This window comes from Streptacidiphilus sp. BW17, from assembly GCF_041262485.1.
In the GTDB taxonomy this organism is placed as follows: Bacteria; Actinomycetota; Actinomycetes; order Streptomycetales; family Streptomycetaceae; genus Streptacidiphilus.
Genome location: NZ_JBGCCR010000018.1, coordinates 1 through 23,570, shown reverse-complemented (window position 1 = coordinate 23,570; position 23,570 = coordinate 1). Strand labels below are relative to the sequence as shown.

General features: G+C 70.8%; 25 protein-coding genes. 11 read left to right on the top strand and 14 right to left on the bottom strand.

Translation table 11 applies throughout. From position 1 onward, the window contains the following. The first annotated feature begins 53 nt into the window (after positions 1–53). The 5 genes from ABH940_RS21930 (at position 54) to ABH940_RS21910 (ending at position 4,925) form a co-directional block, all read left to right on the top strand. On the top strand, positions 54–845 hold the full coding sequence (locus ABH940_RS21930) for an ABC transporter ATP-binding protein (RefSeq protein ID WP_370069578.1): 792 nt from the start codon (positions 54–56) through the stop codon (positions 843–845). 90 nt (positions 846–935) lie between these two features. Next, positions 936–1,367: an NfeD family protein gene (locus tag ABH940_RS21925; protein WP_370069580.1), complete on the top strand. Its 432-nt coding sequence runs from the start codon at positions 936–938 to the stop codon at positions 1,365–1,367. A 117-nt stretch (positions 1,368–1,484) separates the two neighbouring features. Further along, positions 1,485–2,471 (top strand): SPFH domain-containing protein, encoded by a 987-nt coding sequence (locus tag ABH940_RS21920; protein ID WP_370069582.1) that lies wholly within the window; start codon positions 1,485–1,487, stop codon positions 2,469–2,471. Positions 2,472–2,562: 91 nt separating this feature from the next. Next, positions 2,563–2,862: a 4a-hydroxytetrahydrobiopterin dehydratase gene (locus ABH940_RS21915; protein WP_370069584.1), complete on the top strand. Its 300-nt coding sequence runs from the start codon at positions 2,563–2,565 to the stop codon at positions 2,860–2,862. Between the two features lie 44 nt (positions 2,863–2,906). Continuing rightward, entirely contained in the window at positions 2,907–4,925 is a 2,019-nt protein-coding gene (locus tag ABH940_RS21910; protein ID WP_370069586.1) for a PQQ-binding-like beta-propeller repeat protein, read from the top strand. 60 nt (positions 4,926–4,985) lie between these two features. Here ABH940_RS21910 and ABH940_RS21905 read toward each other — a convergent pair whose 3' ends face one another. Both ABH940_RS21905 and ABH940_RS21900 read right to left on the bottom strand, forming a co-directional pair. Beyond that, a complete protein-coding gene (locus ABH940_RS21905) occupies positions 4,986–5,492 on the bottom strand; it encodes an HNH endonuclease (protein WP_370069588.1) in 507 nt (168 codons plus the stop codon). A gap of 149 nt (positions 5,493–5,641) precedes the next feature. Further along, positions 5,642–6,172: a YbhB/YbcL family Raf kinase inhibitor-like protein gene (locus ABH940_RS21900; RefSeq protein WP_370069590.1), complete on the bottom strand. Its 531-nt coding sequence runs from the start codon at positions 6,170–6,172 to the stop codon at positions 5,642–5,644. A gap of 97 nt (positions 6,173–6,269) precedes the next feature. Between ABH940_RS21900 and ABH940_RS21895 the strand changes: the two genes are divergently transcribed. Next, positions 6,270–6,953 carry a DNA-3-methyladenine glycosylase gene (locus ABH940_RS21895; RefSeq protein ID WP_370069592.1) on the top strand — a complete coding sequence of 228 codons (684 nt, stop codon included), beginning with the start codon at positions 6,270–6,272 and terminating at the stop codon, positions 6,951–6,953. A 65-nt stretch (positions 6,954–7,018) separates the two neighbouring features. Here ABH940_RS21895 and ABH940_RS21890 read toward each other — a convergent pair whose 3' ends face one another. The 12 genes from ABH940_RS21890 to ABH940_RS21835 all read right to left on the bottom strand — a co-directional run bounded on the left by ABH940_RS21890 (position 7,019) and on the right by ABH940_RS21835 (position 18,237). After that, positions 7,019–7,426 (bottom strand): VOC family protein, encoded by a 408-nt coding sequence (locus ABH940_RS21890; protein WP_370069594.1) that lies wholly within the window; start codon positions 7,424–7,426, stop codon positions 7,019–7,021. A gap of 71 nt (positions 7,427–7,497) precedes the next feature. Then, positions 7,498–8,706 (bottom strand): IS701 family transposase, encoded by a 1,209-nt coding sequence (locus ABH940_RS21885; protein WP_370069596.1) that lies wholly within the window; start codon positions 8,704–8,706, stop codon positions 7,498–7,500. Positions 8,707–8,879: 173 nt separating this feature from the next. Continuing rightward, entirely contained in the window at positions 8,880–9,494 is a 615-nt protein-coding gene (locus ABH940_RS21880; RefSeq protein WP_370069598.1) for a malonic semialdehyde reductase, read from the bottom strand. A 5-nt stretch (positions 9,495–9,499) separates the two neighbouring features. Next, positions 9,500–10,405: a prephenate dehydratase gene (pheA, locus tag ABH940_RS21875; RefSeq protein ID WP_370069600.1), complete on the bottom strand. Its 906-nt coding sequence runs from the start codon at positions 10,403–10,405 to the stop codon at positions 9,500–9,502. Then, positions 10,402–11,652: a 3-deoxy-7-phosphoheptulonate synthase gene (locus tag ABH940_RS21870; protein WP_370106005.1), complete on the bottom strand. Its 1,251-nt coding sequence runs from the start codon at positions 11,650–11,652 to the stop codon at positions 10,402–10,404. Before ABH940_RS21870 ends, pheA begins: the two co-directional genes overlap by 4 nt. A gap of 2 nt (positions 11,653–11,654) precedes the next feature. Beyond that, complete coding sequence (aroH, locus tag ABH940_RS21865) at positions 11,655–12,080, bottom strand: chorismate mutase (protein WP_370069604.1); 426 nt, start codon at positions 12,078–12,080, stop codon at positions 11,655–11,657. After that, positions 12,077–12,910, bottom strand: coding sequence for a 4'-phosphopantetheinyl transferase superfamily protein (locus ABH940_RS21860; RefSeq protein ID WP_370069606.1), 834 nt, complete (start codon positions 12,908–12,910; stop codon positions 12,077–12,079). Before ABH940_RS21860 ends, aroH begins: the two co-directional genes overlap by 4 nt. A gap of 35 nt (positions 12,911–12,945) precedes the next feature. Then, the gene (locus ABH940_RS21855) at positions 12,946–13,425 is read right to left on the bottom strand and encodes a quercetin 2,3-dioxygenase (protein WP_370069608.1); all 480 of its coding nucleotides are present in this window, start codon (positions 13,423–13,425) and stop codon (positions 12,946–12,948) included. Further along, positions 13,422–13,886 carry a nuclear transport factor 2 family protein gene (locus ABH940_RS21850; protein WP_370106004.1) on the bottom strand — a complete coding sequence of 155 codons (465 nt, stop codon included), beginning with the start codon at positions 13,884–13,886 and terminating at the stop codon, positions 13,422–13,424. The genes ABH940_RS21855 and ABH940_RS21850 overlap by 4 nt, the downstream gene beginning before the upstream one ends. Next, positions 13,883–14,809: an NAD-dependent epimerase/dehydratase family protein gene (locus tag ABH940_RS21845; RefSeq protein ID WP_370106003.1), complete on the bottom strand. Its 927-nt coding sequence runs from the start codon at positions 14,807–14,809 to the stop codon at positions 13,883–13,885. Before ABH940_RS21845 ends, ABH940_RS21850 begins: the two co-directional genes overlap by 4 nt. A gap of 56 nt (positions 14,810–14,865) precedes the next feature. After that, positions 14,866–17,664, bottom strand: coding sequence for an AMP-binding protein (locus ABH940_RS21840; protein WP_370106002.1), 2,799 nt, complete (start codon positions 17,662–17,664; stop codon positions 14,866–14,868). 168 nt (positions 17,665–17,832) lie between these two features. Next, positions 17,833–18,237 (bottom strand): winged helix-turn-helix transcriptional regulator, encoded by a 405-nt coding sequence (locus tag ABH940_RS21835; protein WP_370069616.1) that lies wholly within the window; start codon positions 18,235–18,237, stop codon positions 17,833–17,835. 108 nt (positions 18,238–18,345) lie between these two features. Here ABH940_RS21835 and ABH940_RS21830 point away from each other — a divergent pair, with 108 nt between their 5' ends. The 5 genes from ABH940_RS21830 to tyrS all read left to right on the top strand — a co-directional run bounded on the left by ABH940_RS21830 (position 18,346) and on the right by tyrS (position 23,042). Beyond that, the gene (locus ABH940_RS21830; protein ID WP_370106001.1) at positions 18,346–19,008 is read left to right on the top strand and encodes a DsbA family oxidoreductase; all 663 of its coding nucleotides are present in this window, start codon (positions 18,346–18,348) and stop codon (positions 19,006–19,008) included. Positions 19,009–19,059: 51 nt separating this feature from the next. Next, the gene (locus ABH940_RS21825) at positions 19,060–19,476 is read left to right on the top strand and encodes a nuclear transport factor 2 family protein (protein WP_370069620.1); all 417 of its coding nucleotides are present in this window, start codon (positions 19,060–19,062) and stop codon (positions 19,474–19,476) included. Positions 19,477–19,531: 55 nt separating this feature from the next. Beyond that, positions 19,532–21,007: an MFS transporter gene (locus ABH940_RS21820; RefSeq protein WP_370069622.1), complete on the top strand. Its 1,476-nt coding sequence runs from the start codon at positions 19,532–19,534 to the stop codon at positions 21,005–21,007. A gap of 32 nt (positions 21,008–21,039) precedes the next feature. After that, the gene (locus tag ABH940_RS21815) at positions 21,040–21,633 is read left to right on the top strand and encodes a TetR/AcrR family transcriptional regulator (RefSeq protein ID WP_370069624.1); all 594 of its coding nucleotides are present in this window, start codon (positions 21,040–21,042) and stop codon (positions 21,631–21,633) included. 146 nt (positions 21,634–21,779) lie between these two features. Then, on the top strand, positions 21,780–23,042 hold the full coding sequence (tyrS, locus tag ABH940_RS21810) for a tyrosine--tRNA ligase (protein WP_370106000.1): 1,263 nt from the start codon (positions 21,780–21,782) through the stop codon (positions 23,040–23,042). Positions 23,043–23,570: the final 528 nt, after the last annotated feature.

Below are 23,570 nucleotides of genomic sequence, written 5' to 3'. Positions count from 1 at the left end.
CCGGGCCGTGAGCGAGTGAACAACTCTTCTTTTCATTGGGGAAGGCGTACGCAATGAGCGACGTGCTGGAGCTGGTGGACGTTTCCGTGATCCGGGACGGACGTCCGCTGGTGGAACAGGTGTCCTGGGCGGTCGCGGAGGGCGAGCGCTGGGTCGTCCTCGGTCCGAACGGGGCCGGCAAGACGACGCTGCTGCAGGTCGCCGCCAGCTACCTCTTCCCCAGCTCCGGCACCGCCGCGATCCTCGGTGACAAGCTCGGCTCCGTCGACGTCTTCGACCTGCGCCCCCGGATCGGCCTGGCCGGCGCCGCGATGGCCGACAAGCTGCCCAGGCGGCAGACGGTGCTGGAGACCGTCCTCACCGCCGCGTACGGCATGACCGCGCACTGGCGCGAGACCTACGAGCAGACCGACGAGTCCCGTGCCCGGCTGCTGCTCGACCTGCTCGGCATGGCCGACTACACCGACCGCAAGTTCGGCACGCTCTCCGAGGGCGAGCGCAAGCGCACCCTCATCGCCCGCGCGCTGATGACCGACCCGGAGCTGCTGCTCCTCGACGAGCCCGCCGCCGGTCTGGACCTCGGCGGTCGTGAGGACCTGGTCCGCCGTCTCGGTGCGCTGGCCCAGGATCCGATCGCCCCGGCGATGATCATGGTGACCCACCACGTCGAGGAGATCCCGCCGGGCTTCACCCACGTGCTGATGATCCGTCAGGGCAAGGTGCTGGCCGCCGGTCCGATCCACGAGACGCTGAGCGCCCGAAACCTCTCGCTCTGCTTCGGCCTGCCGCTGACCCTGGAGCACGAGGACGGCCGCTGGGCCGCCCGCGGCCTTCCCCTCGGCTGACGCACCGTTTTTTCCGAGGCTGTCCGTCGTGCCCTTGTTGTGATGATCTTTGCCTCCGATTCCTGACGGCGGACCAGTCGCGCAACTACCATGGTCCCCGTGGAGAGTTGGGCATGGTGGCTGCTGGTCGCGGTGTTGCTGTGCGCCCCCGTGGTGCACACCGCCGCGCTCGAGTTCGTCATGTTCGGGATCGGGGCGGGCGCGGCGTCGCTGACGGCCGGGCTCGGCGGCGGGATCGTGCTGCAGTTCGTCGTCTTCCTCGCCACCACCCTCGGTCTTCTCGTCTTCGTCCGACCGATCGCCAAACGCCAACGGCGGAGCGCTGTTTCGGTCCGGCACGGGATCGAGGCACTGAAGGGGGCGGAGGCCGTCGTGCTGGAACGCGTCGACGAGCACGACGGACGGATCAAGCTCAAGGGCGAGATCTGGTCCGCTCGAACGCTCGCGACGGGGCAGGTCTTCGAGCCGGGGGAGAAGGTCAGCGTCGCGGAGATCGACGGTGCGACCGCCGTCGTGCTCTGACATGCTCTGCGCGCCCCTGTTCCGGCCGCGTTGCGGGCCGTTTGTCTGGGTACCTAGCCACACAACGTCAAAACCACACAGCGTCAAGTTGTTCGAGGGTCTGTCGAGGGAGTCCCTGTGGAAACCGTGATCATCGTCCTGGTCATCGTGGCGGTGTTCGTGTTCGTCGTCCTGCTGCGGACGATCCAGGTGATCCCGCAGGCCCAGGCGGCCATCGTGGAGCGCTTCGGCCGGTACACGCGCACGCTCAACGCCGGGCTCAACATCGTGGTGCCGTTCATAGACACCGTGCGCAACCGCCTGGACCTGCGCGAGCAGGTCCAGCCGTTCCCGCCGCAGCCGGTGATCACCCAGGACAACCTGGTGGTGAACATCGACACGGTGATCTACTTCCAGGTCACCGACCCGCGCGCGGCCACCTACGAGGTGCAGAGCTACCTGCAGGCCATCGAGCAGCTGACCATCACCACGCTGCGCAACATCATCGGCTCGATGGACCTGGAGTCGACCCTCACCTCCCGCGAGACCATCAACGCCGGTCTGCGCGGAGTGCTGGACGAGGCCACCGGCAAGTGGGGCATCCGGGTCAACCGCGTCGAGCTCAAGGCGATCGAGCCGCCGACCTCCATCCAGGACTCGATGGAGAAGCAGATGCGCGCCGACCGTGACAAGCGCGCGGCGATCCTCCAGGCCGAGGGTGAGCGGCAGTCGGCGATCCTCAAGGCCGAGGGCAAGAAGCAGGCCGACGTGCTCCAGGCCGAGGGCGAGGCGCAGGCCGCCGTGCTGCGCGCCGACGGTGAGGCGGCCGCGATCCGCACCGTCTTCGACGCCATCCACTCCGGCGACGCCGACCAGAAGCTGCTCGCGTACAAGTACCTGGAGACCCTCCCGCAGATCGCCCAGGGCGACGCCAACAAGCTCTGGATCATCCCCAGCGAGGTCGGCGAGGCGCTCAAGGGTGTCGGCGGCGCCTTCGCCGGAATGAGCCCGAAGAGTGGCATCCCCGGCATGGGTGGCCCGGCCGACGGCGCGGCGGTCGCTGCCGCCAACGGCGGCCCGAACCTGGACAAGCGCACCGAGCGCCCCGAGCTCGACCCCGAGTGAGCCCACAGCTCCGCTGAGTCCGTCAGGAGACCCCGGCGCGCCGTCACGCGCGCCGGGGTCTCGTGCGTTCCCGGCGAGTAGCGTGCTGCGCATGAGTACGCGTGACCTCCTCACCGACGAGCAACTCACCGACGGGCTCCGGTCCCTGCCCGAGTGGCACCGCGACGGCGACTCGATCCGGCGGACCGTGCAGGCCAAGGACTTCCCGGCGGCGATCCGCATCGTCGTCGCCGTCGCCGGGCAGGCCGAGGCGATGGATCATCACCCGGACATCGACATCCGTTGGCGGAACCTGCACTTCACGCTCTCCACCCACTCCTCGGGCGGGGTCACCGCCCTGGACCTGAGGCTCGCCGCTCTCATCGATGCCGCCGCCCACGCGGAGGCATGAGATGCTGGCTCGCGCATCAGGCAGGCGGGAGCGGTACGACACCCATGGAACGAGACGACACCACCGGGATGCCGGGCGATAGCCCGCAGGAGCACCAGCAGTACTGGCAGCAGCAGCCGTACGACCCCTACGGTGCGCAGCAGTACGACTACTCCGCCTATGCCGAGCAGCAGGTCCCGCCGCCGACCGAGGGCTACTACGCCCAACCCACCGGCTACGAGGGCACGTACGACGGGACGTACGCAGGCACCTACGAGGGCGCGGGCGCGTACGACGGCAGTTACTACGACCCCTCCGGCTACCAGCAGCCCTACCCCTACGCCGCACCGGACCAGGCGCAGACGTACGACCCGCAGACGTACGACGCGCAGCAGTACGCCTACTACGGCCAGGACGCGCAGGCCGCCGAGCAGCCCTACTGGACGGCGGACGGCACGGGTGGCGGCGCCGGCAACGGCATCGGCGCGGACATCCCCTTCCCGGCCCAGGCGACGGCTCCCGAGCAGGAATCGGCCCTCCACTCCGGCCTCCCGGCGGACGCCGATCCCGAATCCGGCGTGACCGACCCGGATGCGACCGGCCCCGACCCGGTCGGCGCCACCGCCGTCAGCCGACGCGAACGGCGCGGCCGGGGAGCCGCCTCCGCGCCGCGAGGTGACGGGGTGTCAGCTCTGCGTGACCGGGCCCTCGCCGCCTTCGGAGGCGGGCCGAACGGCGACCGCAGGACCCTGCTGACGCGCGTCGGCATCGCCGCCGTCGCGCTGGTCGTGCTGGGCGGCGCGGGCATCTGGGTCGCCGGGAGCGGTTCCGGCGGATCCTCGTCGAACAGCAGCGCCGCCGACGCCGCCGCCCAGCCGCAGGCGAACATCGGCGTCAACCACACCAAGTCCTGGGCCGCCCCGGCCGACGCCGGAGCGACCGCCAACGGCGGCAGCGCCAACGACGGTCTGGTCGGCGCCTGGCTGCTCGGCGACGCGGTCGTGCGCGGCGACGGACTCGGCGTCACCGCCTACTCCACCACCGACGGCCACAAGCTCTGGAGTGTGACGCCGCCCAGCAGCGGCGCCGTCCCCTGCGCGATGTCGAGCTCGGTCAACAGCGCGGGCATCGGCGCGGTGGTCTTCCAGTCCCAGCCGGGCAGCGGCCAGGCCTGCTCCGAGGTGGTCGCGGTGGACACCTCCAGCGGCCAGGCCAAGTGGAAGGCGACACTCGCGGGCGGCAACGGCAACAGCTTCGGCGCGTCCGTGATGGTGACGGACACCAAGGTCGTGGCCGTCGGCAACTCCGCCACCGGCTACGACGTGGCCACCGGCAAGCAGTCCTGGAACTACGGCGGACCGGGGAAGTACTGCGCGCTGTCCGGCAACGGCAGCGGCACCGCGCTGCTGGTCCAGAGCACCTGCGCGGACACCTCGATCAAGCAGCAGATCCTGTCGCTGGACCCGAACAGCGGCAACCTGATCTGGTACCGGGGCCTGCCTGCCAACGCCCAGTCGTACACCGTCCTGTCGGCCAGCCCGGCGGTGGTCAGCGTCCACATGACCGACTCCACCCAGGACGAGCTGAAGGCGTGGGACGACAAGGGCAACCCCGAGGCGACCATCCCCGTCTCCCAGTCCGGCGGCACCATCGACTCGACCCACGGCAGCTTCGACCCGGACCCGGCGCTCTTCTTCTCCGGGAACACCGTGGTCGCGGCGATCAACCCGTCGGCGCAGTCCTCCTCAGCCGCCTCCGGGCCCGCCGTGATCGCCGCGTTCGACCTGGTCAGCGGCAAGCAGCTGTGGCGCACCACCGCCCAGGAGAAGGGCGCGGGCGTGCCGGTCGGCATCGACGGCAACGACGCGGTCGTCGCCACCGACGAACGGCTCGGCCAGCCCGCCCGCCTCAGCCACTTCGACCTGACCTCGGGCACGGAGACGGTCGGCGGAACCTTCCCGCAGGGCACCGGCTCGCTCCTCGGCTCGGGCCGGGTGCTCTACCGGGACAGCACGGTGGTGTCGCTGCCGGAGTACACCGGCAGCTACAACACAGCCGTCACCGCCTGGACCGCCGCCAGCTGAGCGGACGGCCAGGCCAGGCCAGGCAGTGCCTCGCCGTTACGCCGCCTCGCCGTCCCGCCGTTAGGCCGCCTCGTCCCAGCCCCGGACCACGGGGCGTCCGTCGACGGTCAGCCCGAGCGCGGCGATCAGCGCAGCGTCGGGTGTCGGCTCGAAAGGGCGGTGCAGCAGCTTCATGCCGGCCTGCTCCGGAGTCCGGTCCGCCTTGCGGTGGTTGTCCGCCGCGCAGGCCGCCACCGTGTTCAGCCAGGTGTCCTGCCCGCCGCGCGACCGCGGCAGCACGTGGTCGACCGTCGTGGCCCGCCGGCCGCAGTACGCGCACCGGAAGTTGTCCCGGGCCAGCACACCGCGCCGCGACCACGCCGCCCGTTGTCGGAACGGCACCCGTACGTACCGCTTGAGTCTGACGACCCGTGGCAGCGGTACTTCCACCGTGCTACCGCGCACCCGTCGCACCGGGTGGGCGTGCTCGACCACGGCCTTGTCCTGGAGTACCAGCACCACCGCGCGCTGCAGTGTCACCGCCGCCAGCGGCTCGTACGTCGCGTTCAGCACCAGAGTCTTGCGCATGGCCCAGCCACCTCCCGGTTCCCGGTCCGCCCCAGGTGGACGGTGGGTCCACTCTGCGGGCGGCCCGGATGCCGGGACAACGCAATTTCGGTGACCTGGGAGTTACGGTCAGGTCGACGAGACGCTTACGGCCATCGCGTACCAGGTCGTCACGGGTGCTCGTACTCCGCGATCAGCTGACCGCGCCCGATCGCGTGGAAGCGCAGGTTGAACCCGACCACGGCGGGCGACGCGTCGGCGTCCGGGTCGAGTTTCTCCTGGTCCACGGCGTAGACGGTGAACACGTACCGGTGCGGCCCGTCCCCGGGCGGCGGCGCGGCCCCGCCGAAGTCCCGCGTCCCGTAGTCGTTGCGCACCTGCACGGCCCCGGCCGGCAGGCCCTTGAAGTCCCCGCTCCCGGCTCCGGTCGGCAACTCGGTGACGTCGGCGGGGATGTCGAAGACGGTCCAGTGCCAGAAACCGCTCCCGGTCGGCGCGTCCGGGTCGTAGCAGGTGACCGCGAAGCTCTTGGTCCCGGCCGGGGCCCCGGACCAGCGCAGCTGCGGCGAGGTGTTCCCGTGCGCGTAGACCTGCGCGTCGGGCAGGACCGCGCCGTCGGAGATGTCGTCACTGGTGACGGTGATCGACGCGACCGGCGGATGGAAGTCGTGGGGGAGCGGACGCCGCTTGGGCTCCGACATGTCGTCAGCCTCCTGTGGTTCGGCGGAACTGGTTCGCTGGAAGGGAATCGCTGGAACTGATTCGCTGGAAGTCCGGCGATCAGCCTAGTCTCGCGGTGTGTCGAAACCAGTTGCCGTGCCGCAGGAACCGGGTGGTGCCTTCGGCTCAGTCGTTCCGCGTGGCCTTCTGGCGCGCGTCGCCCACGAGGTCGCGCCCGAACTGCTCGGCCGGGTCCTGGTCTGCGAGGAGGAGGACCAGGTGCTGGCCCTGCGGATCACCGAGGTCGAGGCCTACGAGGGCGTCGACGATCCTGCGTCCCACGGCTGGAAGGGACCCACGCCCAGGACCGAGGTGATGTTCGGCGAGGCCGGCCACCTCTACGTGTACTGGATCTACGGGATGCACCACGCCGTCAACGTCGTCTGCGGCCGGACGGGGGAGTCCCAGGCGGTGCTCATCCGGGCGGGCGAGATCATTCAGGGACACGCGCACGCGGCCGGGCGTCGACCCTCGGCCAAGCGTCCCGCGGACCTGGCCAGAGGACCGGGAAGGCTGACGCGGGCCCTCGGGATCGACCGCACCGTCAACGGCGTCGACCTGTGTGACCCGGAGTCACCTGTGCGCCTGCACGAGCCGGCCGAGCTTGGCGGGTCGGCCGAGCCGGCGGCGGACCTGACCGTGCTGAGCGGCCCGCGCACCGGCGTCTCGCGGGCACACGAGACGCCGTGGCGCTTCTGGATCGCGGGCGAGGCCAGCGTCAGCCCGTACCGGAGGCACACACCCCGGGTGCGCCGGGCATAGCACGGCCCTCGCCCGCCCGCCCGCCCGCCCGCCGGCCCGTCCGTCCCCGCCCGCCTGTCGGCCGGTCAGGCGGCGACGCGCTGCAGCAGCTCGATGAAGTTGCCGTCCAGGTCCGCGATGTAGGCGACGCGCAGGCTCGGGTCCGGGGACTGGTGCGGCTCCCAGACCGCGCGGGCGCCCGCCGTCACCGCCTCGTCGTACGCGGAGTCGAGCTCCTCGACCTCCAGGCACAGGTGGTGGTAGCCGTGCACCTCGCTCGCCTTGAACGGGCTGGCCTCACGGTTGCCCGGGGTGGAACCCTCGCGTTCGAGCAGCTCGACGCTCAGCCCGTCGGGCCCGACCGCGAAGACTCCGCGCAGTCCCTTGCCCGGTTCCTCGAAGCCGTATCCCCGTTCGAAGCCGAGCACCTTCTGGTACCACTCGAGCGAGCGGTCGATGTCGGCGACACTGACGCCGACATGGTGGAACCTCATGCAGGACCCTCCCCGTTTCTCGATCTGTCCCGATCTCTCGCGGACTTGCTCAATGAGTACATGAGTGCACGTCAGGCCGAGTGGCGCAGGTCTCCCGCGAGCTCCTCGGACTCGTGGTGCTCCGCGTCGGCCGCCAGCATCACCGCCGCATGGGCGGTCGACGCCAGCGTCATGTGGTGGTGCCAGCCCCGGTAGGTGCGGCCCTCGTAGTCGTAGAGGCCGACGTCGGTGCCGGTGTCCGCGGTGTCCGAAGCGACCTGGAGCGCCAGTTTGCTCAGCCGCAGCAGCTGGTCGGGCGACTGCCCCACCATGGACGACAGCCAGAACCCGGACGGCCGACCCCGGGACCCCCGCCACTCGCAGAGCAGCACCAGGCCGGGCCCGTCGGCCGCCCCGGCCAGCCGCACCGGTGTGGCGGAGGCCAGCGAGGAGGTGACCGAGCGGGTCTGCGGCGACTTCCAGGCCACGTGGTGGCGCCCGGCGTGCAGTCCGGCGGCGAGGTGCAGGACCGTGGCGGAGCGGGAACCGGAGCCCCCGCCCGAACCGGCCTCGGCGGCGGCCAGGGCCTGGCCCGTCAGCACGTGGGTGGAGCAGCGGACCTTGAGCAGGAACGGCACGTCGGCGGCGGTGAGTTCGCCGACGACGTCGAGCGGGTTCGCCTCCCGGGCGTCGATGACGACCGGGCGGCGCTCCAGTCCCCACGAGGCGGTGTCGAGCACCGCACGGGCGACGCAGCTGCCCAGCGAGGAGGAGCCGACGTGCGCGGGGATGCCCGCCTCACGCCGCCGGGCGTCCTGCAGCCAGTGGTCGGGCAGGTGCAGCCGCCAGTTGACCGGATAGCTCGCCTCCTCGCGGGCGAGCCAGACGCCGTAGGAGCGCTGGCCCGTGGTCTGCGCACCCAGGTGCGGCACGAACATGCTGTCCACGCCGACCGAGTGCGGCCCGGACTTCGGGATCACCAACGGCGCGACGACCCAGGCGCGGGGCCGGACCTCCTCGTCCAACTGCCGCGCCACCGAGCGGCGCACCTGCCCCCAGTCCCAGGGCGAGTCGCTGATGAAATGGTGCAGTGCGTGGCTCGTCGCGCCGTCCTCCGCACTGGAGGCGATCCTGCGGATGGTCTTGCGACCGTTCGTGGTCAGTAGACCCCGCAGGTACTGCATGGCGTAGATCCGCTGGCCGCGTCTGCGCAGCGGTGCCAGCAGTGCCTCGTACAGCTCCGCATCGGCCTCGCCCTGGAGTGGGCGGCCGAACCTTGGTCGACGGACACCGGCGGTCATCGCGGGTCCTCCCCTCGTAGTCGTCCAAAGAGCTCGTTCGGTGAACCGCTGAGCTCACCGTAGGATCGTAGGCCAACCTTTCCTCGGGCAAGATCGGGACTGCAATGACCTGACCGGTTTCTGATGTTCTGTTAACACTGGCGTTTCATTGCCATGTTGGAAGGTGCGGCCGGTCAGACGGTGCGGAAAACCTCGGTGAACTCCAGCCGCGGCGCGCGCGGTCGGAAGGCGTCCGGTGCGGGGTGGCCGATGTTGACCACCACCAGCGGCCGGTACGGCTCGTCCGGGAAGAACTCCTTGGCCACACCCTCGGCGTCGAAGCCGGACATCGGTCCGGCCGCGAGACCGGCCGCGCGCACGCCAAGGACGAAGTAGCCGATCTGCAGCGCCGCGTTGAGCACCGCGCCCTCGTGCCGGGTCTTCGGGTCCGCGAAGAAGTCACGCGCGTTGGGCAGGTGCGGGACCAGACGCGGCAGCGTCTCGTGGAAGTCGAGGTCGGCGGCCAGGATCGCGGTCAGCGGCGCCTGGCCGGTCTTGGCCCGGTTGTTCGGGTTCATCAGCTCGACCAGCCGCTCGCGCGCCGCGCCGGGGCGGACCAGGACGCCGCGCAGGGGCTGGCTGTTCAGCGAGGTCGGCGCGTACTTGATCAGGTCGAAGACGGCCGCGATCGCTTCCTCGCCGACGGGCTCGTCGGTGAAGGCATGGGCGGTGTGGGCCTCACGGAAGAGCAGGTCCTGGGCGGCGGAGGCCAGGGAGAGCAGGTCCGGGGAGACGGGTGCGGAGGTCACAGGGATCACCTTGGGAGAGTCGGAGTCGGAGTTGTCGGGGTGAGCAGCGGACGGGTCACGGCACGTGGGTAGCTGCCGAGGAACCGGGTCTTCGTGAAGCGTCGGCGCAGGGCGTCGACCGTGGTGCGTACGGCGGGCTGGTCGATGTGGCCCTCGCACTCCAGCAGGAAGGAGTAGCGGCCCAGACCGTCCCCGGCCGGTCGCGGCAGCACCGCGGTCAGCGGGGTCCGGGTCCGGGTGAACTCCCGTAGTACGTCCTGGAGTTCGCCGACCGGTCCGGCCAATGGGACGAACAGGGTACTGCGGTCCTCGCCGGTCGGCGCGGGCAGGGGGTCGTCCCGGCCGTCCCGGCCCTCCAGGCTGACCCGAACGACCCGGACGAACCGCGTCACGGCGTCGGGTCGGTCACCGATGCCCTCGGCCAGCAGGTCGAGCCCGTAGCCGGCCGCGGTGGCGGGCGCGGCGATCGCCGCGTCGCCCGGCACGCCCGCCTCGGCCACGGTGCGTGCGGCCTCGGCGGTGGAACCGGTCGGGACGAACTCCGCGTGCGGGAGGCGCTCCTCCAGCCAGTCGCGGCACTGCGCGTGGGCGTGCGGATGCGTCAGCACCCGTCGGACGGGGGCGGACGCGTGGCCCGACGGCGCGGCGAGCACGAACTCCACCCGCAGCAGCGTCTCGCCGGTGATGCTCAGGCCCGGATGCCGGGCCAGGGCGTCGACGGTGGCGGTGACCGGGCCCTCGACCGAGTTCTCCCAGGGCACCACGGCCGCATCCGCCGCTCCGGTACGGGCCGCCGCCAGCGCCTGCTGAACACTCGCGTACGGCACCGCCCGGTCGCGCGGTGTCCCCAGACCGGCCAACGCGGCCTCGGTGAAGGAACCGGACGGTCCCAGATAGGCGGTGTGCGTCACCGCAGTCCTCCCACCGCTCCCCAGGAGCCGGCGACGGCGATCGCCTGCTGGGGGTTGAGCCGCGGGTCGCACAGCGTGGTGTAGCGCTCGCCCACGCGGTCGAGGTCGGAGCCGCTCCAGCCGCATTCGGTGACCGCGTCGGGCGTGGCCTCCAGGTGCAGCCCGGCCGCGGTGCTGCCGCCCTCGGCCACGGCCTGCTGGAAGGCCACCACCTCGGCGATCAGCGTCTCCACCGTGCGGGTCTTGTGCCCGCTCGGCGACGTGACGGTGTTGCCGTGCATCGGGTCGCACAACCAGGCCACCGGGTGTCCGGCCGCGCGGACGGCGGCGACCAGCGGTGGCAGGGCCACGCCGGCCCGCGCCGCGCCCATCCGCGCGATCAGGGTGAGCCGTCCGGGCTCGCGGCCCGGGTCGAGCCGGTCGCACAGCGCCACCAACTCCTGCGGCGTCATGGTCGGCCCGACCTTGCAGCCGACGGGGTTGGCCACCTCGGCGAGCATCTGGACGTGGGGGCCGTCCAGTTGGCGGGTCCGCTCACCGATCCAGGGCAGGTGGGTGGAGGCCAGCATGGTCTGGCCGGTCGGGGTGCGGCGCAGCAGCGGGAGTTCGTAGTCCAGCACCAGCGCCTCGTGGCTGGTCCACACGGGGGCCCCGGTCGGCGGCGTCCAGCCGCCGGTGCGTTGCCGCAGGAAGGAGGTGGCGCGATAGGCGGCCTGGTAGCAGGAGAGCATCCGCTCCGGGTCCGCCCGGCGGTCCTGGGCCGTCGGGGCGGGCGAGTTGACCAGGTGGCCGCGGTACACCGGCAACTCCCGGCCGTCGACGGTCTCGGTCGGGGAGCTGCGGGGCTTGGCGAACTGTCCGGCGATCCGGCCGATGCGGATCACCGGCTTGCCGGTGTTCACCTTCATCACCCCGGCCAGGGCGTCGAGCAGGCCGACCTTGCGGGCTACCTGTCCGGACTCGCACTCGGCCGGATCCTCGGCGCAGTCCCCGGCCTGGATGACCTGGTAGTTGCCCTCCGCGGCCTGGGCCAGCAGCATGCGCAGCACCTGCACCTCCTCCCAGGCCACCAGGCCCGGCAGGTGCGCGAGTTCGGCGCGGACGGCGGCTGCGCGGAGCGGGTCGTGCCAGTCGGGCTGCTGCCGGGCGGTCGCCGACTCCCAAGCCCCGCGGCCGTCGTGGGGACGCAGCGGCACCGCCGCGTCGATCGGAACGGGGGCGAGTATCTCGTGGCTGCTGGTGGACATGGTCAGTCTCCTTGCGGGAGGGAGCCGGTTCGGTCCGCCGGTACGGCGGCCAGATCCGGCCTGAGGACGGCGGTGCCACCGAGGTACACATGGCGGAGTGACGCCCGGGAGCGGGACGTGTACACATGGGCCAGGACCCGGATGGTGCGGGTGAGCGCCCCGGGCACGGGGATCTCCGTCGCGCACATCAGTGGCACCTCGGTCAGCCCCAACTCCCGCGCCGCGCGTGCGGGGTAGGCGGACGTCAGGTCGGGGGTGACGGTGAACAGAATGCTGATGAGGTCGTCGCCGACGAGCCCGTTGCCTTCCATGAGCGCGGTGAGCAGCTCGCCGGTGGCCGCCTCGATCAGCGCGGGCTCGTCCGCGTCCGCCCGGGTGGCGCCGCGGACCGCCCGGACCACAGGGGTACAGCTGTCGTGCATGGTCATCGGACTCCTCGCTGCGATGGGCCGGTCCGGGCGCCCTGGCTGACGGCCCGGCGGGCGAGCACCTCCTGGTGCGCGGCCGTCTCGTGAAGAGCCGCGTCGTACAGGGCCGCCGCCGGATGCTCGCGCACCCGGAGCGGCCCCGGGCCGAGCGCCGCCAGGGTGGCCACCGCCCCGACCGGCCGCAGCCGGTGCAGTGCCGCTCCCCGCGTGAGCGAGGGCAGCGGGGGCAGGGCGATCACCCGCAGCCCGCCCCGGTCGGCGCGGACCTCCACCAGCCCGGGACAGATCCGCAGCCCGTGCCCGGTCGCCTTGAGCACGGCCTCCTTGGCCGTCCACACCTGGGCCAGGTGGCGCGGCCGGTCCCGCCGGGGACAGCGGGCGAGCGCCACCGACTCACGGGCGGTGAGCGCCATCCGGGCCAGATCGTCCAGCTCCTCCGGTTCGACGGCGTCCTCGACGTCGATTCCGATCCGGCGGCCCTGACACACCGCCACGGCGGTCAGCCGTGAGCTGTGGGCGATCGAGCAGTCCACGCCGGGCACCCCCGGCAGCCGTGGGCGCCCGTGAGGGAAGGCGCAGTCCGGACAGACCCGGTCGACCGGCACCCGGTCTGGCGGGAGGCCGAGCAGTGCCCCGAGTGCCAGCCGCAGGATCACCGCGGCGGCGGTGAAGCGGTCCCGGTCCGCCGGGAGCCCGGTCGCGGCGCGGCGCTCGTGTTCGGCGGGACTGAGGATGTCCACCAGGTCCGCGGGCACCTGCGACGGCCGGGCCCACCACACCTGGCAGGTGTCGCGCTGCGGACCGGCGTGGGCGGCACGGTTCTCGGTCATCTTCTCCCCGATGCTGCGACTCGGCGGCAGGCGGCTCAGAGGTACTGCGAGTGGTACTTCGTCAGGATCTTCAACGCGTCCTCGGCGTCGGTGAGCCGCTGTGGGTCCGGCGGAGCGGGTTCGCCCGCCACCGCGGGCACGCCGAGCTCCTGGAAGAAGCCCTCCGTGCCACCGGGGGTGAACCAACCGAGCATCTTCACCGGGTCGGGGCCGAGGTTGCGGAAGCCGTGGACGCTGCCGCGCGGGACGAAGACGAAGCCCCCGCGCTCCACGACGTGCTTCTCCTCGCCGTCGGTGAACTCGATCGCGCCGTCCAGGACGTAGAACGCCTCGTCGGCATGGTGGTGGATGTGCGGCGGCGGCCCGGCGTCGGCGGGGACGACGGCCTCCAGCAGGCTGAAGGCGCCTCCGGTGTCCTTTGCGTCCGCCTTGAACGTGTAGCGGTCGCCGAACACCCAGCGGCTCGCGCCGCCGCCCGCCGGGACGTAGAGCACGCGTGGGTCCTCGGTGCTCATCGGGTCTCCTCCCGCGCCTCCGCGGTGGGCAGGTCGATGAGCCGGCGCATCTCGACGGTGTCGAAGTAGTCCTCGAACAGCACGGCCTTGCCGTTCTCCAGCGTCCAGGAGTGGACGAACTTCAGGGTCGCGGTGCGGCCGTCGAGCGCCTTCACCTCCCGGGTGCCGAGGACGATCACGCGTCGGCCGAAGACCAGGAACTCCTGCGGCTCCAGCCGCATCCCGCCGAGACGGGTCGGCACGTGCGCGAGGAACTCGCGCATCCCGGCGTGCCCGTGCTTGGGGCCGCCCAGTCCCACGTCGCGCATACCGTCGGGGTGGACCCAGACCACCTCGGGGTCGAAGAATGCGAGGATCCCCTCGACGTCCCGCCGGTGGAACGCCTCGTACGCGGCGCGGATGCGCTTTTCCACCTCGGCCGGGTCTGCAAGGTCCGTTGCGCCGGTCTGCTGGTCGCTCATGCCGGGACCTCCGTCAGCCGGACGTCGGGGAAGTGTGCCTCGAGAGTGCGTCGGATGCCGTCGTGCCACTCGACCGTGCAGTCGCCGATCAGGGCTCGGCGCCTGGTGCTGTCGAAGGCGTAGGTCTCGCGGGTGACCTCGCTCTTGGCGAACTTGGCCTCCACGCCGGTGAGTTCCTCCATGTACCGGGCACAGTCGGTCATCCCGACGGGCTCGTCGCCGCCCCAGTTGACCACTGTGGCAGGCGTCGAGGCGATGCCCCACAGCAGCGGCACCTGGTGGACCAGGTCGTCGGTGTGGATCAGCGAGGCCCAGTTCTGTCCCTCGACCGGGATCTGGATCGGCTCGCCCGCCAACATCTGCTTGAAGTACATCACCGGCACGCCGCCGTAGGAGGCGGGCCCATAGGAGATGTTGAGCCGGGCGATGGTGGTCGGCAGCCCCAGCGTCCGGGCGTAGGCGCGGGCCGTGCCCTCCGCGGCGATCTTGCAGACCGGGTAGGTGGGCAGCCACTCGGCCACCCCGTCCAGCGGGTCGGTCTCCTTGTACTGGTGGTCCAGCGTCTGGCGCTTGTAGAAGGCGCCGGTGGACACGTGCAGGAAGGCCTCGGCCTTCTGGCAGTGGGTCATCAGCCGGCCCACCGCGACCGAGTTGACCTCGATCGCGGTGTCGAAGTCGCCGTCGTAGCCGCGGTGCACGGCCGAGTGCATGACGTGCGTGAAGTCGTCCGGCAGCGATTCGAGGGTGTCCTCGCCCATGTCCCAGTGGTAGGTGGTGATGCCCTGCGCGCGCAGTTCGTCCTCCACGCCCGGCGTGCCGAAGCGGCCCAGGCACCAGACCTCGTTGTCGGCGGCGAGCGCTTCCGCGACCGGACGGGCCGCCTGGCCGGTGCCCCCGGTGATCAGGATCTTCTTTCCGTGCATCAACTGTTCCTCATCTGTACGGACCTGCTGCTTACTCCGGCGCCCTGCCGGTGCTGCTACTTGGCGTCGAGCGCCCGGTCGAGCTCGGCGCGCAGGATGCTCTGGAAGTTGGCCACGTGCTTCGGGCCCATCAGCGTGTAGTGCTCGCCGGGGACGTCGAGGAAGCGGTTCGGCTCGACGGTGAAGTCGTCCCAGCGCCGCACTTCCTTGTTCAGCCAGTCCTGCTTGGTGCCGCGCAGCGGGATCGCGTAGAAGATGCTCATCGACCGCACCTGACCGCTCGGCTGGTACGTCCGGCCGAGGCCGGTCAGGCCGTCGGCGAGGTCGGCCCAGGCGGTGAACCGCGGCAGGTCCAGGTCGAGTTCGGCCAGCCGCTCCGGCGGCGCGATCCGGATCAGGTGCGCGAGCTGCTCCTCCTTGCTCAGCGGACGCAGCTGCTCGGGCAGCTCCTTCGCCTGCTGCTTCGAGATCAGGTCCAGGAACATCGCCAGGTTGACGGCCGTCTCGATGAAGTCCAGCTCGTCCATCCGGTACTTGATGTGCGGGGGCAGGTTGAAGCTGCCGAGGAAGTCGACCCGCTCCCCCTCCGCCTCCAGCAGCTTGGCGACCTCGAAGGCCACCGCCGCGCCGAAGGAGTAGCCGGCCAGCGCGTACGGGCCGTGCGGCTGCTTGGCGCGGATCGCGTCGGCGTAGCTGCGGGCCATCTCGGCGAAGCTCTCGAACGGCTTCTCCCCGGGGTTGAAACCGCGTGCCCGCAGCGCGTAGAAGGGGCGCTCGTGGACGAAGTACTTGGCCAGGTTGACGAAGACGAGGACCTCGCCGACGCCGGGGTGGACGCAGAAGAGCGGCGTCTTCTCGCCACTGGTCTGCAGCGGCACGATCGGGTCGTAGACGCCCTCGTCCGCCGCCGAACCGGCCTCCAGCCGCCCGGACAGGGCCCGGACACTCGGCGCGGTGAGGATCGCCAGCACCGGCAGGTCCTCGACCCCGAGCCGGACGCCGAGCAGCCGCTTCAGCCGCAGGATGTCCAGTGAGGTGCCTCCCAGGTCGAAGAAGCTGGCCGTGGCGCTGATCGCGTCCGGCGCGACCTCGAACAACTCGGCATAGATCCCGGCCAGTGCGGTCTCGAGCTCGCCCTCCGGGGCCACGTGGCCACCGAGCTGACGGGTCACCAGGTCCGCCACGGCCTCCTGCTGCGCGGCGTAGGCGCCGGACTCCAGCCGGGACCGCATCAGCGGGCGCTGGATCTTGCCGAGGCTGGTCTTGGGGAACGCCTCCTTCGGCAGCGGCAGCAGCAGCGAGGGCCGGAACCCCCAGGCCATCACCACGCTGTTGCGCACCGCGATCAGCAGCCGGTGCAGCTCGGCCTCGTCGTCCGCGGGCAGCGTGGTGGCGAACGCGATCACCAACTGCTCGGTGTCGCTGCCCTCGGGACGGGTCGGGAAGGCCGCCACGTACGACTTGTCGATGCCGTCGAGCTCCTCCAGCAGCGACTCCATCTCGTGGCTGAAGTAGTTGACCCCGTTGACGATGATGCTGTCCTTGCTGCGGCCGACCAGGCTCAGCCGACCGTCGGTCAGCCGCCCCAGGTCTCCGGTGCGGAACCAGCCGTCGGCGGTGAAGGCGTCCTCGGTGGCCCGGTTGTTGTTCAGGTAGCCCTCGGTGACCATCGGCCCGTAGAGCTGGACCTCGCCGACCTCGCCGTCAGCCAGCGAGCGGTGGCCACCGTCCTCGACCACGCGGATGCTCAGCCCGGTCACGGGGCGGCCCACGGCCGCGAACTCGGCGCCCGCATCGCCCGCGGGGAAGGTCCGGTTGTAGATGCTGCCCGCGCAGGTCTCCGTCATCCCGAATGCGGGCCACAGCACGCCGCGGTCCAGCCCGTAGGGGGCGAGCGCGTCCAGGAAGGCCGCGCCGGTGCTGACCAGGTTCGCCTCGCCGCCGGAGATGATCCGGCGCAGGCTGGACAGGTCGAGCCGCAGGTCCTCCGGAAGCTGGGAGAGCGCCCGGTTGATCAGCCCCAGCAGGAAGTTCGGCGTGAACGTCATCGTCACCCGGTGCGCGTCGATCAGCCTGAGGAAGCGCAGCGGGTCGCCGAGGATCGTGTCCGGAGTGGTGTGCAGCTGCGTCGCGCCGACCGAGAGCGGCAGCAGATGGGCCTCCAGCAGCGCCGCGACGTGGTCGTAGGAGATCCAGTTGAGCGTCACGTCCTCGCCGGTGAGGCCTTGGACCTCGGCCTTGGCACGCATCGACGCGAGCAGGTTGGCGTGGCTGAGCATGACGGCCTTGGAGTTCCCGGTGGACCCGGAGGTCAGCACCAGCAGGGCCACATCGGCGGGCTTCGCCTGGTGGATCTCCAGGTCCGCGGGTATGGACGTGGCTTCGAGGTCGGCCAGGTCGGCCACCTCCAGACCGGGCACGTCCGGCAGTTCGGCGCGCAGCCGACCGGAGGTCACCAACAGCGGCTCGTCCAGCAGCGCTCCGGCGTGGGTGAGTTGGGCGGCCCAGCGCTGCGGGTCGTTACGGATGGGCACCATCGGGCAGGCGGGCATGCCGCCCAGCAGACAGGCCCAGAAGGCGGGCAGGAACTCGTCCGGCCGCTCCAGCAGGAGCGCGACGGTCCGGCCGGGCCCGGCCCCGCGGGCGTGCAACCCGGCCAGGATGCGACGGGCGTCGTCGAGCAGCTCCGGGTAGGTCTGCAGCCGACCCTCCGTCACCTGCCCGGTCAGGCTGTACCGCACCCCCCGGTCCGGGACCTGACGGGCCGCCAGCACGAGCAGGTCGGCAACATTGCGGGCCTCCTGCGCCGGGGGTGCGACGCCGGTCTCCGCAGGGAGGGATTCCAGAATGGTCATCGTCCTGCCTCTCACAAGTGCCTGGGAAGGGCCGCCGACAGCTGTGAGGCGGCGGCCCTTGCCAGAATGAACATGCACTCGAAGAGAGGCAAAGATCGCGAGACGCACTTCGCCAGTTCTCCGGGAGAGTGCCAGATTCTCGGACCACCCCCGGTCTGACGTGGGACGTCAGGCGGAGGCTGCCTGGGTGTCGTGGCTCTGCTGGGCCGCGATCACGTCGGCGGTGCGCTCCCTGATCCGGTCGAGAAGCTGGAGCAACGGCTCGGTCAGGTCCTCACCGACCAGGGTGAGCTGGTACGAGACCTTGGGCGGGGACGAGGGCTGCACGGTACGGCTCACCAGTCCGTCGCGGACGAGGGTCCGCAGGGTCTGGGTGAGCATCTTGTCGCTGATCCCGCCGATTCGGGCGTTCAGCTCGAAGAACCGCAGCGGGCCGCCCTCCAGAGCGGCCAGGACCAGCACGCCCCAGCGGCCCGCCACATGGCTGAGCACCGTCCGGACGGGGCAGTCGCTGTCGAAGACATCGCCGATCTGATCGGCGGAAACCGCGCTCACCTGCATGCTTTCCGTCATAGCGGGAGCTTACCCAAAAGTGCGTACTTTCTAAAAGTTAGCTCGCATCCTATGGTGAGCTTGTTGCTGATCACGGCTGGTCGCGGCGGATTTCGACGATGGGTGGCAATGCGCATGCACGTGGAGCTGTGGGTTGACCTGGTGTGTCCCTGGTGTCCCATCGGCAGGCGGCGGTTGGAGCGGGCAGTGGTCGGCCTCGGCCACCGCTTCGAGGACACTGTCTCGCTGCGCAGCCTGCCGCTCCCTCCTCCCGTCCCGTACCGGGCCGGACGGCTGCTGCCCGCGCATGTCGCCGCCGCTGGCATGACGCACCGTCAGGTCCAGCAACGCATCGCCTATGTCACCGAACTGGCCGCCGCCGAGGGGCTCGAGTACCACCTCGACAAGGCCCGCCCGGTCGACACCTTCGACGCCCACCGGCTGACCCACTGGGCCGACCGCCGCGGACTCCGACCCACACTGACCGAACGACTCGCGCGGGCCTTCACCGGCGAGGGCATCGACCTCTCCGCCCACACCACCCTGGCCGCACTCGCGGCCGAGGTCGGTCTGGACGCCGACGAGGCGGCCACCGTCCTGGCCGGAGACGCTTTCGCCGACCACGTGCACGCCGAGGAGCGCCGCGCCCGGCTGTTGGGCGCCGCTGGCGTCCCCTTCCTCGCCGTCCAAGGGCGTCCCTGCTCGGGAGGCGTACCGGAGACCGACGAACTGGCGCGGCTGCTGGGCCCGATCCTGCGCACCCTCCCGGGCCCGGGCCCGGCCGACAGCTGACCACCCGTCCCTTCGCTGTTCACCACCCGATTCACCGACAGGAGCACCACCATGACCTCGACCGCCGATCTCTCGACCGCCAACCTCGAGCTGGTCCGCGGCGTCTACGCCGCCTTCGACCGCCGGGACCTGCCCTCCGTGCTGGACGCGTTCGCCCCGGACATCGACTGGGTCCACCCCGAGGGCATGGTCGCCTACGGCGTCGGCGGCACCAAGGTCGGGCACGAGGGCGTCAAGTCCTTTCTCGCCAAGGTGCCGAGCGTGCTTGCAGGGCAGCAGGTCGTGCCCGAGGAGTTCGTCGTCGACGGCGACCGCATCGTCGTCCTCGGCAGCCGCCATGTGACCGCTCACAACGGCAGGACCGGCACCCTCCGCTTCGTCCACTCCTGGACCCTGTGCGACGGACGCGTCACCCGGCTCGAGGACGTCTTCGACACGGCGGAGATGCACCGACTGATCGCCGACTGATCGCCGACCGACGCGCGCCGCTCCGCCAACTCACCCACAGACAGGTGACTCTGCGATGACCCCATCCGATCCCGGTCCCGACCCGCGCCGCTGGCTGATGCTGCCGGTGGTGCTGCTGGCCTCCTTCATGGCCCAGTTCGACACCTTCGTGGTGAACGTTGCCGCGCCCTCGCTGCGCAGCCAACTCCACGCCGGCGACGTCGCCCTGGAGCTCATCGTCGGCGGCTACGCCTTCACCTACGGCAGCGGCATGGTGACCGGGGGTCGTCTCGGCGACATCTTCAGCCACCGCCGTATGTTCCTGATCGGCCTGGGCACCTTCTCGGTCGCCTCGCTGCTCTGCGGACTCGCCGTCACCCCCGGCGAACTCGTCGTCGCCCGCATGGCCCAGGGACTCACCGGCGCGCTGATGGTGCCGCAGATCCTCGCGCTGATCACCGCACCGTTCGCCCCTTCGGAACGACCCCGCACCATGGCCTGGTTCGGCGTCACCGCCGGGCTCGCCTCGGTCGCCGGGCAGGTCCTCGGCGGGATGCTGCTCGACGCGAACCTGTTCGGGCTCGGCTGGCGCGTCATCTTCCTGATCAACGTCCCGGTCGGCGCGGTCACCATCGCCTGCGCACTGCGCCTCGTCCCCCGGCACACCAACGAGCGGCGGACCTCTCTCGACCTGGTCGGCGCGCTCGGCGTGTCCACCAGCCTGGCGCTGATCCTGGTCCCGCTGATGCTCGGCCGCGACGCGGGCTGGCCGGTCTGGACGTGGGTCCTGATGATCGCCGCCCTTCCCGCCGTGGCCGCCACGCTTGCCTGGGAGCGGCGGCTCACCGCCCGCGGCGGTGCCCCGCTGCTCGACCTCAAGCTGTTCAGCAGCCGGTCGTTCACCGGCGGACTGATCGTCAACATCGCCTTCATGGCGTTCTTCGGCAGCTTTATCTTCACCCTCACCCTGCTGCTCCAGTCCGGCCTCGGCCTCTCCGCGCTCGCCGCCGGGCTCACCTTCACCCCGCTCGGCGTGCTCCTGGGCGTCACCTCGGTCGCCGGTCGACCGCTGGTCGCCAAGTACGGCCTGCGCGTCCTGGCGCTCGGCGCCGCGATCAGTGCGGTCGGTGTCGCCACGCTGCTCGCCGAACTGCACCAGCTCGGCCCGGACATCACCGTCGGCTGGATGCTCGCCCCGCTCGGCCTGGTCGGACTCGGCAACGGCCTGGTCATGCCGGCCCTGATGGGCTCGGTGCTGGCGGGCGTGCCGCAGGCCCAGGCCGGAGCCGCCGCCGGCGTCCTTACCACCAGCCAGCAGTTCGCCAACGCCACCGGCGTCGCCCTTCTCGGCACGGTGCTCTTCGGCGCCGTCGGGGCCCACCCGACCCGGGCCGACTTCACCTCGGGCCTCCAGATCACGGCGGGCATCGACATCGCGTTGCTGCTGGCCACGATCGGCCTCACCCTGCTGCTGCCGAAGGCCCCCGCCCCGGCCGCCCCCGCCCCCCGGCCTGCCGAGGCAGCCCCGGCCGCCGGAACCGTCCGCTCCTGACACTCGCCCCTGACCAGGAAAGGAGGAACGCGGTGGCCCGCGTCTCTCCGCAGTACCGCGACAGCCGCCGTCGCCAGATCCTCGACGGCGCCCGCCGCTGCTTCCTCGCCAAGGGCTTCCGGGCGGCGTCGATGCAGGACGTCTCCGGTGACGTCGGCCTGTCGACAGGAGCGGTCTACAGCTACTTCTCCGGCAAGGAGGCGCTGATCGCCGACGTCGCCGCGGACGCCGCCGGACGGCTCGGCCGGATCATCGTGGCCGCCGCCGTGGCGGAGCCGTTCCCGACCGTGAACGAGCTGCTCGACCGGATCCTCGCCAACCCGGCGCTCGCCGAGGACTGCGACGGCTCCGCCCGCCTGCTCATCCAGGTGTGGAGCGAATGCCTGCACAACCCCGCACTCACCGACCGGCTCCGCTCCGCCTGGGCTGAGCTGGTCGAGGAACTCCTCGAATACGGACAGCGCCTGAAGAACCACGCGACACCGCTCGGTGGGGCCAGCGCCGAGCACCTGGTCCGGGCAGTGATCGGCATCGTCCAGGGCCTGCTGGTCCAGCGCGCCCTGCTCGGTCCCACCAGCGGCGACGCCATCCGCGAGGGGCTGTCCGACCTCGTCGTCCGCATGTGAGCCGTCGTCACTCCGCTGCTGCCCTGTTCGCCCCTCGAATCGGATTAGCCAAGACGGGACTCTTTCAGCGACCCTGTACAGGGCACTGACACGGCGCTGACCGACTCCCGACCAGGCCGACCGTACGAACGAAGAGACGAGGGATCGTGACCGACATCGTCGACGAGCTGCAGTGGCGTGGGCTCATCGCCCTGTCCACCGACGAGGACGCCTTGCGCAAGGCCTTCGCGGACGGCCCGGTCACGTTCTATTGCGGCTTCGACCCGACCGCGGTCAGCCTCCACCTGGGCAACCTGGTGCAGATCCTGACCATGAAGCGGATCCAGCAGGCAGGCAACAAGCCGCTGGGCCTCGTCGGTGGGGCCACCGGCCTGATCGGTGACCCGAAGCCCACCGCCGAGCGGGTACTCAACGACCCGGAGACCGTCGCCGAGTGGGTCGGGCGGCTGCGCGCCCAGATCGAGCGCTTCCTCGACTTCGAGGGGCCCAACGCCGCGCAGATGGTGAACAACCTCGACTGGACCTCGGGGATGTCCGCGATCAACCTGCTGCGTGACATCGGCAAGTACTTCCGGGTCAACAACATGATCGCGAAGGAGGCCGTCGCCCGACGGCTCAACTCCGACGCGGGCATCAGCTACACCGAGTTCAGCTACCAGGTCCTCCAGGGACTGGACTTCCTGGAGCTGTACCGCCGCCACGGCTGCATGCTGCAGACCGGCGGCAGCGACCAGTGGGGCAACCTGACCGCCGGCACCGACCTGATCCGCAAGGCCGAGGGCGTCAGCGCGCACGCCCTGGCCACTCCGCTGATCACCAAGGCGGACGGCACCAAGTTCGGCAAGACCGAGTCGGGCACCGTCTGGCTCGACCCGGACCTGACCTCTCCGTACGCGTTCTACCAGTTCTGGCTCAACGCGGACGACCGTGACATCTCCAAGTTCCTGCGCATCTTCAGCTTCACGTCGCGCGAGGAGATCGAGGAGCTGGAGCGGCAGACGGAGGAGGCGCCGTTCAAGCGCGCCGCCCAGCGAGCCCTCGCGGAGGAGCTGACTGTTCTCGTCCACGGCCAGGACCAGCTCGACCGCGCGGTCGCCGCGTCCAAGGCGCTCTTCGGCCAGGGCGACCTGACCGAACTCGACGACCGCACCCTGGCCGCCGCGGTCGCCGAGCTGCCGAGCGCCCAGGTGTCCGAACTCGGCGAACTGGTGGACCTGTTCGTCGCCACCGGCCTCTCCGCCAGCCGTTCGGCCGCCCGCCGAACGGTCAACGAGGGTGGCGCCTACCTCAACAACAACAAGATCGACGACGAGGCCGCCCCGGCCACGCCGGCCGACCTGCTCCACGGCCGCTGGCTGGTGCTGCGCCGGGGCAAGCGCAACCTCGCCGCGGTCGAGCTGGTGCGCTGACGCTACGCCGTCGGGCCCCCGGCGCAAGCCGTTGACCAGCATGTTCACCCGAAGGGTGGAGATTCGACAGAGTCTCCACCCTTCGTGTTTGACGATCGCGGCATCAGGGTCTAACGTTGGTCGAGTCGCCTGAATCGGACAGATGCGTCGTACGGAGCGTCGCTCCGCCGCACCAGTCCAAAGTGACCAACCCGCAGCTGATTCACTCACTTGATCGGTCTCGTAGGCACCGGTGTCTGTCCGGTCCGGAACGAGTTCTTTTTGGTGTGCGAATTTGCGAACGGAAGTGGATTTCCCGGTCTCCGGAAAATGCGCTAACGTAGCGGACGTCGCAAACGAGCGACTCCCGACTTTCCAGCCGGGAAGCGGAAAAACCGGTCGGCGGATCTGCTAAGCTGGAAAAAGAAGGAAGCGCCCGGAGGGCCCGGTGAAACGGGGCTGAAGGAAGCGTCCGTTCCTTGAGAACTCAACAGCGTGCCAAAAGTCAACGCCAGTTACTTTTGAGAACAAATTTTCAGCGAGGACGCT